Origin of the sequence: Borborobacter xinjiangensis, assembly GCF_047739745.1 — a bacterium.
Lineage (GTDB): Bacteria > Pseudomonadota > Alphaproteobacteria > Rhizobiales > Rhizobiaceae > Pseudaminobacter.
The window spans coordinates 151318-164068 of record NZ_JBLLVA010000011.1 but is presented as its reverse complement, the minus strand read 5'-3'; the positions used below and the strand labels follow the sequence as shown (position 1 = coordinate 164068).

Sequence of the window (12751 nt, the reverse complement as noted above, 5' to 3'; positions counted from 1 at the left end):
AAGGGTTGAATGTCCGCATCAACCAGCTTCGCTCGATGACCATTGCTTCGGCAAATCGTCGAGAGCCGGCTATTGCCGAGATGATTGAAATCATGAGCGCGATCCGCTCACGCGACGCCGATGCGGCGGAACGGGCGGCCCGACACCATGTTGAGCAGGCTTGGCGTATCGCGCGGCAGTCGCTGCAGCCGAAATAGACAATCGCTCTGCACGCTTACCTGTTGGGCCCCGACGTCGCACGCCGACAGGTGTGATGGTTCGTCCGCAAGCATCCGACGCCGAAAGCCGAAGCTGACGGGCGAGACCGATATGTCGGGGCGCGAAACATCTGTGGGCAAGAGCATCCGACAAGTAGCGCGAAGCCTCGCCGATCTCGCCGCCAGAGATGGCAACCTGTTTAACAGCGCAACGCCCGGTTCGTGACCCTCAGTGTTCGTGTTCGCACAAGGAGTGGTCCGACAGCGCCCGGATGACGTAGCAGTGGCCAACGGTCTCGCCGGTGCAGCAGGTGGCTATGCGCTCCAGTTCCGTCTCCAGTTTCTGGAGTCGCGCGATGCGCTCACGGACGGAGGCAAGCTGCTCCTTCGCAATTCGGTCCGCATCCGCGCACGGCCTGTCCGCATGGCCGCTGAGTTCGATCAATTGCCGGATGGCGTCTATCGTGAGGCCGAGATCGCGCGCGTGACGAATGAATGCCAGCCGTTCCAGCTCCGCCCTCCCGAACCGCCGCTGGTTGCCTTCAGACCGCTCGGGCACATCTATCAAGCCCATTTGTTCGTAATAGCGGATGGTTGGGACTTTCACGCCCGTGCGCCGCGACAGGTCGCCGATCGAGTACATCGCCATTTTTCCTCTTGAACCTCTAGCTACTAGAGCAATTAGGTTGCGTGGAAAGCAATGGCAACAGGTGGCACATGAGTTCTCCGAATATTCCAACTCCAGACAATCCCGGTGTGATCGCGCCGCCGCCGCGGGTCTTTGCGAGCATGCTGGCCACGGGAATTCTCGTGGACCGCTACGTCGCGGAAAGCTCGATGGCACTCGCTACATCTCCGCGCCAGGTGTTCGCCTTCATTCTTTTTGTCGCCGGGTTGCTTTTTCTCGCGGGGGCGATCGGTCGGTTCCGCAGGGCCGGCACCCGTGCCGAACCTTGGCAGCCGACGACAGCAATCGTTACCAACGGCATCTATCGATATACGCGCAATCCCATGTATGTCGGCATGGCGTTGGCTTATGCCGCTGTGGCGGTCTTTGCCGATAGACCGGCCGCGCTGCTGCTACTTCCGCTTGCCGTTCTGGCTATCCACCATGGCGTCATCCTTCGGGAGGAGCGCTACCTCGCGGCGAAGTTCGGTGCCGAGTACCTCGACTACAAGTCTCGCGTACGACGCTGGCTTTGATCTCCGCCGCGTCTTTGGCTTGAAACTCCAGCCGGTTGAGCACGTAGCGTCGGCGGCTGCCGAACAATTTTCAGGAATGCAAGCATGGAAAACATCTCTACTCGAACGCGCTACCGGGTCAGCGGCATGGACTGCGGCTCCTGCGCAACGAAGATCGAGACCGCCGTCAGACGGATCGCCGGTGTGGAGGAGGTGTCCGTATCCGTCACAAACGGGAGCCTGACCGTTACCCATGGCGGCACGGTGACGGACAATGTCATTGTCCGTCAGGTGTCGAGATTGGGCTACAAGGTCACGCCTTCCGAAGGGGGAGCAGCGCATGCCGAAGACATCGGCCAATGCACCCATGATCACTCGCACGGGCGCGCGCATGATCACTCTCATGGAGGCTCGCATACAAGCAGCGACGAACGCTGGTGGCGGTCGGGCCGCGCATTGCTGACCATTGCCTCGGGCGTGGCGCTGTTGGTGGCGTACACGCTGGGCAAGCTCGTCCCTGCAATTGAACACTGGGCATTTCTGGCGGCATTGCTGGTAGGACTGATCCCTGTCGCACGGCGGGCGGTTACTGCCGCGTTTGCCGGGACACCCTTCTCAATCGAGACCCTGATGACGATCGCCGCCGTTGGGGCGGTGCTTATCGGCGCAACGGAAGAAGCGGCGGCCGTTGTGCTTCTCTTCCTTGTCGGCGAAATGCTCGAAGGCGTGGCCGCGGGCAGGGCACGCGCCAGCATTCAGGGTTTGGCTGATCTTGTGCCGAAGACTGCTTTGGTGGAGCGGAACGGCGAGGCTGTCGAGATTGCGGCAGGTTTGCTTGCTGTCGGCGATGTGATCCTCGTCCGTCCCGGCGACCGGATTCCGGCGGATGGCGAGATCGTGGAGGGATCGAGCGAGGTCGACGAGGCCCCCGTCACCGGCGAAAGCACCCCGAAGCGGAAGGCGGAAAAGGACCCGGTTTTCGCCGGAACGATCAGCACGGATGGCATGCTGAGGATCCGTGTCACCGCGACGGCTGAGGACAACACGATCGCCCGCATTGTCCGTCTGGTCGAGGAGGCCCAGGAAAGCAAGGCTCCGACCGAGAGATTCATCGACCGTTTCTCCCGCTACTATACGCCGGGTGTCCTGGTGGTTGGTTTGCTCGTGGCCGTGCTCCCGCCGCTGCTGTTCGGTGCGGGATGGAGCGAATGGATCTACAAGGGGCTGGCAATCCTGCTGATTGGATGTCCATGCGCGTTGGTCATCTCGACCCCTGCCGCGATCGCCGCCGGTCTTTCGGCAGGTGCCCGCCGGGGGCTGCTGATGAAGGGCGGTGCGGTTCTGGAGAACTTCGGCAAGATCACGGCGGTGGCATTCGACAAGACCGGCACTCTGACCGAAGGCAGACCTGTCGTTACCGATCTGGTTGCATATGACCGGACGGAACGTGAGATGCTCTCCATGGCGGCGGCGCTCGAACAGGGGTCCAGCCATCCCTTGGCCCTTGCCATCGTCGCAAGGGCCAAAGCCGACAAGGTTCCTGTCCCTCCCGCATTTGGCGCGAAGGCCGTCTCGGGAAAGGGCGTTGAGGGCAATGTCGGCGGCGTGCAGGTGTTTCTCGCGTCAAGCCAGGCGGCGGGCGAACGCGTGGTCCTTGCACCGGAACAGGTTTCCCGAATCGAGGCGCTGAATGGCCAGGGCAAGACGGTGTCAGTGTTGTTGGCCGACGACAAGGTGGCGGGCCTGATTGCAATGCGCGACGAGCCGAGAGCCGACGCCAAGGCCGGATTGGCGGCGCTCAAAGCTCAGGGCATTCGGACGGTCATGCTGACCGGAGACAACCGGAAGACGGCCGAGGCGATTGCGGGCGGCCTGGGAATCGAGCCGCGTGCCGAACTCCTGCCGCAGGACAAGCAGCGGATCGTCGCAGAACTGCAGAAACAGGGCCTGACGGTCGCCAAGGTCGGCGATGGCATCAATGACGCTCCGGCCCTTGCGGCCGCCGACATCGGGATCGCGATGGGCGGCGGCACCGATGTCGCACTCGAGACGGCGGATGCGGCAATCCTTCACGGACGTGTCGAAGATGTTTCGCGCATGGTCCGGCTGTCGCGCACCGTGATGGCGAACATCAAGCAGAACATCGCCGTTGCCCTCGGTCTCAAGGCGGTATTCCTGGTAACGACCGTGGTGGGTGTCACCGGACTTTGGCCCGCAATCCTCGCCGATACCGGCGCGACGGTTCTCGTCACCGCGAACGCCATGCGCCTTTTGCGGTGGGGGCGTGGCTGACAGGGAACAGAGTTCAGAAACATAGGGCCGAAATTTAATCCGGTGTTTCGAGAGACTGCAATTCGGGTGGTGGAGCCTTCAAGCGGCTCTGCCGCCCCGCTTCATATATTCGATTGAAGGATGGTGGGCGATGACGGACTCGAACCGCCGACATCTTCGGTGTAAACGAAGCGCTCTACCAGCTGAGCTAATCGCCCTTTGAACGGCGAACGTGTAAGCGGTTCGTTGACGATCCGCAAGGTGAATTGACGCCTTTTTTCAGGCCCGTCCCCTGTAGTGTCGCCGTTGGAGGCCGAAGTGCGAAAACCTTTCGACGATTGTTGGAAATGGCGCTTCGGGCCGCTTGACACTCACTGCCGAACCCCTTAATGCCAGCCCACGACGCGGCACGGTTCGTTGCAGCGTCAGTGCGCGGGTGTAGCTCAGTCGGTTAGAGTGCCGGCCTGTCACGCCGGAGGTCGCGGGTTCGAGCCCCGTCACTCGCGCCATTCTTTTCAAGGCTTTAGCAACGATCTTTCGCAGGCTTCTCGCTGCTCTATGCGAAGTCGGCGGTTGACCCTCGGCAAGGGACGCCGTTGCGATTGCGGCTGCGGATCCCTTGAACTTCATTCAAGTGGCCGGCTAAGGAGACGGTGCGGCGCCGCCGATCAGCGCGGTCACCGCTGCCGCTGCCTTGCCGACCAGCGGGCCGATCTGCGCGACGCGATCGGGAGTGATGCGGGCCGATGGTCCCGACACGGCAATGCCCGCCAGCGATTCGCCAAATTCGTTGAAGATGGCGGCTGCCACGCAGCGCATACCTGGATAACGCTCTCCGTCGTCTATCGACCAGCCGCGCGACCTTGTTGCGGCGAGATCGCGGGCGAGGGCGTCTGTGTCGACCAACGTCTTTTGCGTATAGGCTTCGAGACCCGCCTTGCGCACGATTGAGCTGCACGATCGGGCGGCAGGTAGGCGAGGATCGCCTTGCCTATGCCAGAGACGCATGCAAGAGGCTGCGGGTGCCTGGCTGAAAGAAGGCACGAATCGCGCCTTCGCCGAGGCCGAGCGGCTGATGATGGAATACCAGGTGCCGTGGTGTTTGAATTCATCCTGGAGGGGGTGACGAATATTTCCATGGCACGGAAATCGACAATATCGTCGCGTTCGAGGAACTTGTCGAACGAAACGAAGATGCGCCGACGGCGGTCACGCTGCTCGACTGACAGATGAGGAAGACCATGCCGCGTTTTTCAGCCAATCTTTCCATGCTCTTTACGGAGCACGATTTTCTCGATCGCTTCGATGCAGCGGCGAAGTCCGGCTTTGTCGGCGTGGAATATATTGCGCCTTACGACCACGAGCCGGAGACGGTTGCCGCACGCCTGAAGCAGAACGGGCTGGTGCAGGTGCTGTTCAACCTGCCGCCCGGCGACTGGGCCAAGGGCGAGCGCGGCATCGCCGTGCTGCCGGATCGCATCAATGAGTTCCGCAAGGGCGTCGATACGGCGATTACCTATGCCAAGGCGCTGGGGTGCAGCCAGGTCAACTGTCTCGCCGGTATCGCGCCTAAGAATGTGGATCACGCCTCATTGGAGACGGTGTTCATTGAAAATCTCCGCTTTGCGGCCGAAAAGCTGAAGGCAGCCGGCATCAAGCTGCTGATCGAGCCGATCAATACGCGCGACATTCCGGGTTTCTTCCTGACGAATACCAAGCAGGCACTCGACATCATCGAGCGCGTCGGCTCCGACAATCTCTATCTGCAGTACGATATCTACCACATGCAGATCATGGAGGGGGATCTCGCCCGCACGATCGAGGCCAATCTCGGCCGCATCGCGCATATCCAGCTTGCCGACAATCCCGGTCGCCACGAACCCGGTACGGGCGAGATCAACTGTCCGTTCCTCTACGAGCATCTGGACCGGATCGGCTATGCCGGCTGGGTGGGTGCCGAATACAAGCCCAAGGCCGGCACGGTCGAGGGGCTCGGCTGGTTCAGAGAATTTGCTGTCGGGAAAAGTGCTGCGGCTAGTTGTGGTGAGTAGCGAGTAGTGAGTAGGGGATTGGCCCTACTCGCCATTCGCTATTCCCTATTCGCTATCCCCAGGTGCTTCCTCGCCGCGTAAAGCGACACCGCCGCCGCATTCGACACGTTGAGCGAGCGGATCGCGCCGGGCATGTCGAGCCGGGCGAGTACGGAAACGGTCTCGCGCGTCTTTTGTCGCAGTCCCTTGCCTTCGGCGCCGAGCACGAGAGCGATTCTGGTGCCGTCGAGGGATTTTTCCAGATCTTCGGGACCTTCCGAATCGAGGCCGATGGTCTGAAAACCGGCTTCGTGCAGTTCGGCGAGTGCTTCGGCCAGGTTTCGCACCTCGATCAGATCGATATGTTCCAGCGCGCCTGAAGCCGATTTCGCCAGCACGCCCGATTCATGCGCGCTGTGGCGCGAGGTGGTGATCAGCGCGCCCGCGCCGAAAGCAACGGCGGAACGGATGATGGCGCCGACATTGTGCGGGTCCGTCACCTGATCAAGCACCAGCACCAGTGAGGTTTCGCCCAGCGCGCTGAGTGCCTTCGGCTTCAGTGGTTTGGCTTCGATCAGCGCGCCCTGATGGACCGCATCCGTGCCGGTGATCTTGTCGATGTCGCGCGGCTCGACGATCTCGACGGGAAAGGGCAGGGCGGAGGTGTCGGCGATTTCGAGCCGCTCCAGCGCGTTGCGGGTAACAAGCATTTTGCGGATTGTTCGGCGCGGGTTGTCGATTGCCGCACGCACCGTATGCAGGCCATAGAGCCGCAGCAGCCCGTCCGGTGCTGCTTCGCCGGGCGGCAGAGGCTTTTTGGGCCGAAAGGCGGGCGGGCCGCCGGCTTTCTGGTCGCGGTAGCTGCGCCGCAATCTGGCGTAGTGCGTGTCTTTGGGCGTTCCGGATTTCTTGTCGTCGGTCATTGGAGCTCTATAGCCGGGTGCTCGCCGTTTGGATATGGCGCTTGTGAAACGCAGGCGGGCTTTGCGCGTCGAACCGGTTTTCTCGTCCAGGCGCATGGTCTTGTTGGAAAAGTCCGCAACTTTTCTGAAACATAGCCGACAGCGCGGTTGACAGTGTTTTGCCTTGACGCCATAAGGCGCTTCGCAAGGCTTGGGTGCCCGGTCGTCTTCATGACGGAATGACGGACCTTTCGCACAATGCCTCGCTGCACGGCTCCCGGCCGCAATTGGAGGGGTGTCCGAGTGGTTAAAGGAGACGGACTGTAAATCCGTTGGCTAAGCCTACGCTGGTTCGAATCCAGCCCCCTCCACCACCGGCCGGAAACGTGAAGCGCGCGGTACCTGGAACACGCGGGTATAGCTCAATGGTAGAGCAGCAGCCTTCCAAGCTGAATATGCGGGTTCGATTCCCGCTACCCGCTCCAGAACTCCAAGGTCGGACGGCTATTCCATTTCCAGCAAAACGTCCCATATGGACGGCGATCACTCAATCGCGGCCGTTTCATCGCAAACAGGCAAGGTGCGGGCAAAAGACTCTTGTGTTTTTTGGCCTTTGTCGCTAATCGCCCGCATTCGAACCCAAACCGAAGTTCCCGCCGCCAAGGAAAGTAAACGATGGCTAAGAGTAAATTCGAGCGCACCAAGCCGCATGTGAACATTGGCACGATTGGTCACGTCGACCATGGCAAGACGTCGTTGACGGCTGCGATCACGAAGTATTTCGGGGATTTCAAGGCGTACGACCAGATCGACGCGGCGCCGGAGGAGAAGGCGCGCGGCATCACCATTTCGACCTCGCATGTTGAGTACGAGACGGCCAACCGCCACTATGCGCATGTCGACTGCCCGGGCCACGCCGACTATGTGAAGAACATGATCACCGGTGCGGCGCAGATGGACGGGGCGATCCTGGTGGTTTCGGCCGCCGACGGCCCAATGCCGCAGACGCGCGAGCACATCCTTCTGGCGCGCCAGGTCGGCGTGCCGTCGATCGTGGTGTTTTTGAACAAGGTCGACCAGGTCGACGATGCCGAGCTTCTGGAGCTGGTCGAGCTCGAGGTGCGCGAGCTGTTGTCGAAGAACGAGTTCCCGGGCGACGATATTCCGATCGTCAAGGGCTCGGCGCTGGCGGCGCTTGAAGACAGTGACAAGAAGCTGGGCGAGGATGCGATCCGCGCGCTGATGGAAGCGGTCGACAGCTACATCCCGACGCCGGAGCGTCCGGTCGACCAGCCGTTCCTGATGCCGATCGAGGACGTGTTCTCGATCTCGGGCCGCGGCACGGTGGTGACGGGCCGCGTCGAGCGCGGCATCGTCAAGGTCGGCGAGGAGCTGGAGATCGTCGGCATCCGGCCGACGACGAAGACGACCTGCACGGGCGTCGAGATGTTCCGCAAGCTGCTCGACCAGGGCCAGGCCGGCGACAACATCGGCGCGCTGCTGCGCGGTGTGGACCGTGACGGGGTCGAGCGCGGCCAGGTTCTGGCCAAGCCGGGCTCGGTCAAGCCGCACAAGAAGTTCAAGGCCGAGGCCTACATCCTGACCAAGGACGAGGGCGGCCGCCACACGCCGTTCTTTACCAACTACCGGCCGCAGTTCTATTTCCGCACGACCGACGTGACCGGCATCGTGCAGCTGGCGGAAGGCACCGAGATGGTGATGCCGGGCGACAATGTGACGGTCGACGTCGAGCTGATCGTGCCGATCGCCATGGAAGAGAAGCTGCGCTTCGCCATCCGCGAGGGCGGCCGCACCGTCGGCGCCGGCGTCGTCGTCTCGATCACGGAATAATCGATACGCGGCTACCGGCCGCGAACAACGTTGCAAACGCGCTCCGCGCGTTTGCAGGCCGCTACGGCGGCACGTCTTGGGAATTTCGGTTTATGGAGAGGGTGGCTTTGGTCACCCGCTCCTGATGGAACCAAGGCTTCAGCATCCCGGTCGATATAAAGCGGGATTGCAGCGCCCGAAGCATGGCTTCGGCACTTGAAACGTCGCGACGTTTGTGAAATGAACGCAGCCGCGATAGGGGTATAGCTCAGTTGGTAGAGCGGCGGTCTCCAAAACCGCAGGTCACAGGTTCGAGCCCTGTTGCCCCTGCCATTTCAATTCCCTTGCCATTTGTCTTTTGAGACGCAGCGCAATTGGATGCGCCGGATCATTGATTACTGACGAATCTCCGCTGAAATGCAGAGGGCAAGGCCACCGCGATCAAAGTAGCGCTCAAGAGTCCGGCATGGTCAGGGCGTCCAATTTCTGAATGTGGCGCCTGCCGCGTTGCCGGTACCTGGTCGAGGCAAGCGGTGCACGTTGATTGCGGTCTATCGTCTTTCGACGATGTTTGACAGGCAGGATGGGTTTAGCACTTGCAAGTGCGCGAAATCGGTTTTATGTAGAGGAAACAGACACGCGGCGCGTGGAGCTGGGTAGCCGGCTTTACGCGCCCGAAATGCATGGGCCGAACACAGCGCTGATTCGCGGCGGTTTTGGTGTCACGCAGAGAATTGCCCGGCCAACGGGAGCGTCCAGAAAGGCCCACCTCAAGGGCTTTCGAAAGCAGAGCGGCATATGGCGTCAAAAACCACCAATCCTTTTACCTTTCTCCAGCAGGTCAGGTCGGAGACGGCGAAGGTGACCTGGCCTTCGCGGCGCGAGACGGTGATCTCAACGATCATGGTTCTTGTGTTCTCGGTGCTGACGATGGCCTTTTTCTTCGCTGCAGACCAGTTAATGGCCTTCGCGGTCGAATTGATCCTCGGCATCGGCCGCTGAACTCAGCGATTACGGAGAAGCATCCAAGATGACTGCGCGCTGGTACATCGTCCATGCCTACTCGAATTTCGAGAAGAAGGTTGCCGAAGATATCGAGCACAAGGCGAGGCAGAAGGGTCTGAGCGACCTGATCGAGCAGATCGTCGTTCCGACCGAAAAGGTGGTTGAAGTGCGCCGCGGCCGAAAGGTCGATGCGGAGCGCAAGTTCTTCCCCGGCTACGTGCTGGTTCGTGCCAATCTGACCGACGCGGTGTTCAGCCTGATCAAGAACACGCCGAAGGTCACGGGATTCCTTGGCGATTCGAAGCCGGTTCCGATCACCGACAAGGAAGCGGACCGCATCCTTCACCAGGTGCAGGAAGGGGTCGAGAGGCCGAGGCCGTCGGTCACTTTCGAGATCGGCGAGCAGATTCGCGTTTCGGACGGGCCTTTCGCGTCGTTCAACGGGTTCGTCCAGGAAGTGGACGAGGAGCGGGCGCGGCTCAAGGTGGAAGTTTCGATCTTCGGGCGCGCCGTGCCTGTGGATCTGGAGTTCGGACAAGTCGAAAAAGGCTGATCCGAAAACTGCCGCCAGCTTGGCGGCGGGCGCGGCGGGGCGCGAGCTCTCCGTCGAAGCGGTGGGAGGAAGGTGCTGGCTTAGCCGGCCGCATCGACCGGACCACCAGACTGCAACCGCCGGGATCGTCCGGCTCTAAGACAAGGCAGATTAGAGATGGCTAAGAAAGTTGCGGGCCAGCTCAAGCTTCAGGTTCCCGCGGGTTCGGCGACGCCGTCGCCCCCGATCGGTCCTGCGCTTGGTCAGCGTGGCATCAATATCATGGAATTCTGCAAGGCGTTCAACGCGCAGAGCCAGGAGATGGAGAAGGGATCGCCGATTCCGGTCGTGATCACCTACTATCAGGACAAGTCGTTCACCTTCGTCATGAAGACGCCGCCGGTGACCTTCTTCCTCAAGAAGGCCGCCAACCTGAAGTCGGGCTCGAAGGAGCCTGGCAAGGCCAAGGCCGGCCAGATCAGCCGCGACAAGGTGCGCGAGATCGCCGAAGCAAAGATGAAGGACCTGAACGCGAACGACGTCGAGGCGGCGATGCGCATGGTCGAGGGTTCCGCCCGCTCGATGGGCCTGGAAGTGGTGGGCTGAGATCATGGCAAAGATTGCAAAGCGCGTAGCAAAGTCCCGCGAGGGCATCGACGCCAACAAGGCTTACGACCTCGGCGAGGCGCTGAAGCTGCTCAAGGAGCGGTCGTCGGTCAAGTTTGACGAGACGGTCGAAATCGCCATGAACCTGGGCGTCGATCCGCGTCATGCCGACCAGATGGTGCGTGGCGTCGTCAATCTGCCGAACGGCACCGGGCGCACCGTGCGCGTGGCTGTGTTCGCCAAGGATGCCAAGGCCGATGAAGCTCGTGCCGCGGGTGCCGACATCGTCGGAGCCGAAGACCTTCTCGAGATCGTGCAGAAGGGCGAAATCAATTTCGACCGCTGCATCGCCACGCCCGATATGATGCCGCTGGTCGGCCGTCTGGGCAAGATTCTCGGCCCGCGCGGCATGATGCCGAATCCCAAGGTTGGCACTGTCACCACCGATATCGCCGGTGCTGTGAAGGCCTCCAAGGGCGGCGCCGTCGAGTTTCGCGTCGAGAAGGCCGGCATCGTGCATGGCGGCGTCGGCAAAGTGTCTTTCGACGTCAAGGCGCTGGAAGAAAACATCTGTGCCTTCGCCGATGCGGTTAACAAGGCCAAGCCTGCCGGCGCCAAGGGTGTCTACGTCAAGAGGGTTTCAGTCAGCTCGACCATGGGTCCGGGCCTGAAGCTTGATCTGGCAACGATCGCCCAGGCATCGTGAGCCGGTTGAAGGTCGGCTCGTAACGGGCTGACCATGTGAAGAATTCCGGGCCTTATGGGGCCTGGATAGCGGAGGTGAAAACTTCCGCGCATCCTGTCCGAGATTGCAGGCGGCTCGCCTTAATTCATATGGGCCTGCATGAGACGGGTGAAGACCCGACAACGGAGCCTCAAGCTCCAATGAAAGGTTCGAACCGTGTTTGCCTTTTGTCTGCGCATCGGGGCGACGCCAATGTCGGCCGGTGTGGCGAAAGGGGGCAGGATCCTCGAGCGCCGTTCGGGAGATCTGGAAGTCTGGATCGCCCGCCCGGCAAAAGGCAACCCGATGGCCGTTTCGAGTGAAGCGGTTGTCAACTGGAGATAGGCAGTGGACAGAGCGGAAAAACGCGAACTCGTCACGGGCCTGAATGAAGCGTTCTCGAACGCCGGTTCAGTCGTCGTGGCCCACTATGCCGGTATCACCGTTGCGCAAATGAACGACCTGCGGTCGAAAATGCGTGCAGCCGGCGGCACCGTCAAAGTCGCGAAGAACCGCCTCGCCAAAATCGCTCTTCAGGGCACGGAATCCGAAGGCATCGTCGATCTGTTCAAGGGACAGACGCTGATCGCCTATTCGGAAGATCCGGTTGCGGCGCCGAAGGTCGCGTCCGATTTCGCCAAGGGAAATGGCAAGCTTGTCATTCTCGGCGGCGCAATGGGCTCGACCTCGCTCGATGCCGATGGTGTGAAGGCCTTGGCCACCATGCCGTCGCTCGACGAACTTCGCGCCAAGATCGTCGGCATGATTTCCACGCCGGCGACCAGGATCGCCCAGGTCGTCAACGCACCGGCAGGCCAGCTTGCCCGCGTATTCGGCGCCTATGCCCGGAAGGACGAGGCGGCATGAGGCCGTTCCTCGCTGTCATCAACATGTGTTCGAACTTTAAAGGAAAATGAAAAATGGCTGATCTCGCAAAGATCGTAGACGACCTGTCGAGCCTGACCGTCCTCGAGGCGGCTGAGCTCTCCAAGCTCCTGGAAGAGAAGTGGGGCGTTTCGGCTGCCGCTCCGGTTGCTGTTGCCGCTGCTGGCGGTGGCGCTGCCGCTGCTGCTGCTCCGGAAGAAGAGAAGACCGAATTCGACGTCGTTCTCGCCGACGCCGGCGCCCAGAAGATCAACGTGATCAAGGAAGTGCGCGCCATCACCGGTCTCGGCCTGAAGGAAGCCAAGGATCTGGTCGAGGCTGCGCCGAAGCCGGTCAAGGAAGGCGTTGCCAAGGCGGACGCCGAGAAGATCAAGGCCCAGCTCGAAGCAGCCGGCGCCAAGGTCGAACTGAAGTAAGTACCCAGGGTTTCGGCGGGCGGCTTGCCGCTCGCCGGCCCGCGTGGCGGGAACTGATTGGAAACCTCTTTCCTGAGGGCCGAAAACGGCTTTCAGGAAACGGGTTTTTGCCCGTTTCAGAAGAACCGTCGGCGGAGACGGTAACGAGTTGCAAGGCGCGCCGTGCGAGGC

General features: G+C 61.4%; 14 protein-coding genes and 5 tRNA genes. 15 read left to right on the top strand and 4 right to left on the bottom strand.

Features of this window, described 5'->3' with window-relative positions:
* A partial coding sequence (locus ACLKMW_RS14055; protein ID WP_415725080.1) for an FCD domain-containing protein occupies positions 1–197 on the top strand: 197 nt, incomplete at its 5' end.
* Between the two features lie 229 nt (positions 198–426).
* On the opposite strand, the gene ACLKMW_RS14050 is transcribed toward ACLKMW_RS14055, so the two are convergent.
* A complete protein-coding gene (locus tag ACLKMW_RS14050; protein ID WP_415725079.1) occupies positions 427–840 on the bottom strand; it encodes a MerR family transcriptional regulator in 414 nt (137 codons plus the stop codon).
* Between the two features lie 74 nt (positions 841–914).
* Between ACLKMW_RS14050 and ACLKMW_RS14045 the strand changes: the two genes are divergently transcribed.
* Positions 915–1400, top strand: a complete 486-nt coding sequence (locus tag ACLKMW_RS14045; RefSeq protein ID WP_415725078.1) for a methyltransferase family protein — start codon at positions 915–917, stop codon at positions 1398–1400.
* Positions 1401–1484: 84 nt separating this feature from the next.
* Entirely contained in the window at positions 1485–3671 is a 2187-nt protein-coding gene (locus ACLKMW_RS14040) for a heavy metal translocating P-type ATPase (protein WP_415725077.1), read from the top strand.
* A 121-nt stretch (positions 3672–3792) separates the two neighbouring features.
* Here ACLKMW_RS14040 and ACLKMW_RS14035 read toward each other — a convergent pair.
* Positions 3793–3868: transfer RNA gene (locus ACLKMW_RS14035), tRNA-Val, on the bottom strand.
* 214 nt (positions 3869–4082) lie between these two features.
* Between ACLKMW_RS14035 and ACLKMW_RS14030 the strand changes: the two genes are divergently transcribed.
* Positions 4083–4159 (top strand) — tRNA-Asp (locus ACLKMW_RS14030).
* A 133-nt stretch (positions 4160–4292) separates the two neighbouring features.
* Here ACLKMW_RS14030 and ACLKMW_RS14025 read toward each other — a convergent pair.
* A complete protein-coding gene (locus ACLKMW_RS14025) occupies positions 4293–4595 on the bottom strand; it encodes an IclR family transcriptional regulator domain-containing protein (protein ID WP_415725076.1) in 303 nt (100 codons plus the stop codon).
* Positions 4596–4891: 296 nt separating this feature from the next.
* Between ACLKMW_RS14025 and otnI the strand changes: the two genes are divergently transcribed.
* Complete coding sequence (gene otnI / locus ACLKMW_RS14020; RefSeq protein ID WP_415725075.1) at positions 4892–5701, top strand: 2-oxo-tetronate isomerase; 810 nt, start codon at positions 4892–4894, stop codon at positions 5699–5701.
* A gap of 38 nt (positions 5702–5739) precedes the next feature.
* On the opposite strand, the gene ACLKMW_RS14015 is transcribed toward otnI, so the two are convergent.
* Positions 5740–6603 carry a TrmH family RNA methyltransferase gene (locus ACLKMW_RS14015; RefSeq protein WP_415725074.1) on the bottom strand — a complete coding sequence of 288 codons (864 nt, stop codon included), beginning with the start codon at positions 6601–6603 and terminating at the stop codon, positions 5740–5742.
* Between the two features lie 268 nt (positions 6604–6871).
* Between ACLKMW_RS14015 and ACLKMW_RS14010 the strand changes: the two genes are divergently transcribed.
* The 10 genes from ACLKMW_RS14010 to rplL all read left to right on the top strand — a co-directional run bounded on the left by ACLKMW_RS14010 (position 6872) and on the right by rplL (position 12580).
* Positions 6872–6956 (top strand) — tRNA-Tyr (locus ACLKMW_RS14010).
* Positions 6957–6993: 37 nt separating this feature from the next.
* Positions 6994–7067, top strand: a tRNA-Gly gene (locus ACLKMW_RS14005).
* A 190-nt stretch (positions 7068–7257) separates the two neighbouring features.
* Positions 7258–8433, top strand: coding sequence for an elongation factor Tu (gene tuf / locus ACLKMW_RS14000; RefSeq protein WP_415725062.1), 1176 nt, complete (start codon positions 7258–7260; stop codon positions 8431–8433).
* Between the two features lie 236 nt (positions 8434–8669).
* Positions 8670–8745 (top strand) — tRNA-Trp (locus ACLKMW_RS13995).
* A 465-nt stretch (positions 8746–9210) separates the two neighbouring features.
* Positions 9211–9414 (top strand): preprotein translocase subunit SecE, encoded by a 204-nt coding sequence (gene secE, locus ACLKMW_RS13990; protein WP_415725073.1) that lies wholly within the window; start codon positions 9211–9213, stop codon positions 9412–9414.
* Positions 9415–9442: 28 nt separating this feature from the next.
* Positions 9443–9970, top strand: a complete 528-nt coding sequence (gene nusG / locus ACLKMW_RS13985) for a transcription termination/antitermination protein NusG (protein WP_415725072.1) — start codon at positions 9443–9445, stop codon at positions 9968–9970.
* Positions 9971–10126: 156 nt separating this feature from the next.
* Positions 10127–10555: a 50S ribosomal protein L11 gene (gene rplK, locus ACLKMW_RS13980; protein ID WP_415725071.1), complete on the top strand. Its 429-nt coding sequence runs from the start codon at positions 10127–10129 to the stop codon at positions 10553–10555.
* Between the two features lie 4 nt (positions 10556–10559).
* The gene (gene rplA, locus ACLKMW_RS13975; protein ID WP_415725070.1) at positions 10560–11261 is read left to right on the top strand and encodes a 50S ribosomal protein L1; all 702 of its coding nucleotides are present in this window, start codon (positions 10560–10562) and stop codon (positions 11259–11261) included.
* A gap of 366 nt (positions 11262–11627) precedes the next feature.
* Positions 11628–12146, top strand: a complete 519-nt coding sequence (rplJ, locus tag ACLKMW_RS13970; RefSeq protein ID WP_415725069.1) for a 50S ribosomal protein L10 — start codon at positions 11628–11630, stop codon at positions 12144–12146.
* Between the two features lie 53 nt (positions 12147–12199).
* Positions 12200–12580: a 50S ribosomal protein L7/L12 gene (gene rplL, locus ACLKMW_RS13965; protein WP_415725068.1), complete on the top strand. Its 381-nt coding sequence runs from the start codon at positions 12200–12202 to the stop codon at positions 12578–12580.
* Positions 12581–12751 lie beyond the last annotated feature (171 nt).

What these genes read in the sequence shown, in the direction of transcription:
- ACLKMW_RS14015 (WP_415725074.1), bottom strand. Translation starts at nt 6,603, where the DNA reads ATGACCGACGACAAGAAATCCGGAACGCCCAAAGACACGCACTACGCC.
- rplK (WP_415725071.1), top strand. Translation starts at nt 10,127, where the DNA reads ATGGCTAAGAAAGTTGCGGGCCAGCTCAAGCTTCAGGTTCCCGCGGGT.
- tuf (WP_415725062.1), top strand. Translation starts at nt 7,258, where the DNA reads ATGGCTAAGAGTAAATTCGAGCGCACCAAGCCGCATGTGAACATTGGC.
- ACLKMW_RS14045 (WP_415725078.1), top strand. Translation starts at nt 915, where the DNA reads ATGAGTTCTCCGAATATTCCAACTCCAGACAATCCCGGTGTGATCGCG.
- otnI (WP_415725075.1), top strand. Translation starts at nt 4,892, where the DNA reads ATGCCGCGTTTTTCAGCCAATCTTTCCATGCTCTTTACGGAGCACGAT.
- rplA (WP_415725070.1), top strand. Translation starts at nt 10,560, where the DNA reads ATGGCAAAGATTGCAAAGCGCGTAGCAAAGTCCCGCGAGGGCATCGAC.
- ACLKMW_RS14050 (WP_415725079.1), bottom strand. Translation starts at nt 840, where the DNA reads ATGTACTCGATCGGCGACCTGTCGCGGCGCACGGGCGTGAAAGTCCCA.
- secE (WP_415725073.1), top strand. Translation starts at nt 9,211, where the DNA reads ATGGCGTCAAAAACCACCAATCCTTTTACCTTTCTCCAGCAGGTCAGG.
- nusG (WP_415725072.1), top strand. Translation starts at nt 9,443, where the DNA reads ATGACTGCGCGCTGGTACATCGTCCATGCCTACTCGAATTTCGAGAAG.
- ACLKMW_RS14040 (WP_415725077.1), top strand. Translation starts at nt 1,485, where the DNA reads ATGGAAAACATCTCTACTCGAACGCGCTACCGGGTCAGCGGCATGGAC.
- rplL (WP_415725068.1), top strand. Translation starts at nt 12,200, where the DNA reads ATGGCTGATCTCGCAAAGATCGTAGACGACCTGTCGAGCCTGACCGTC.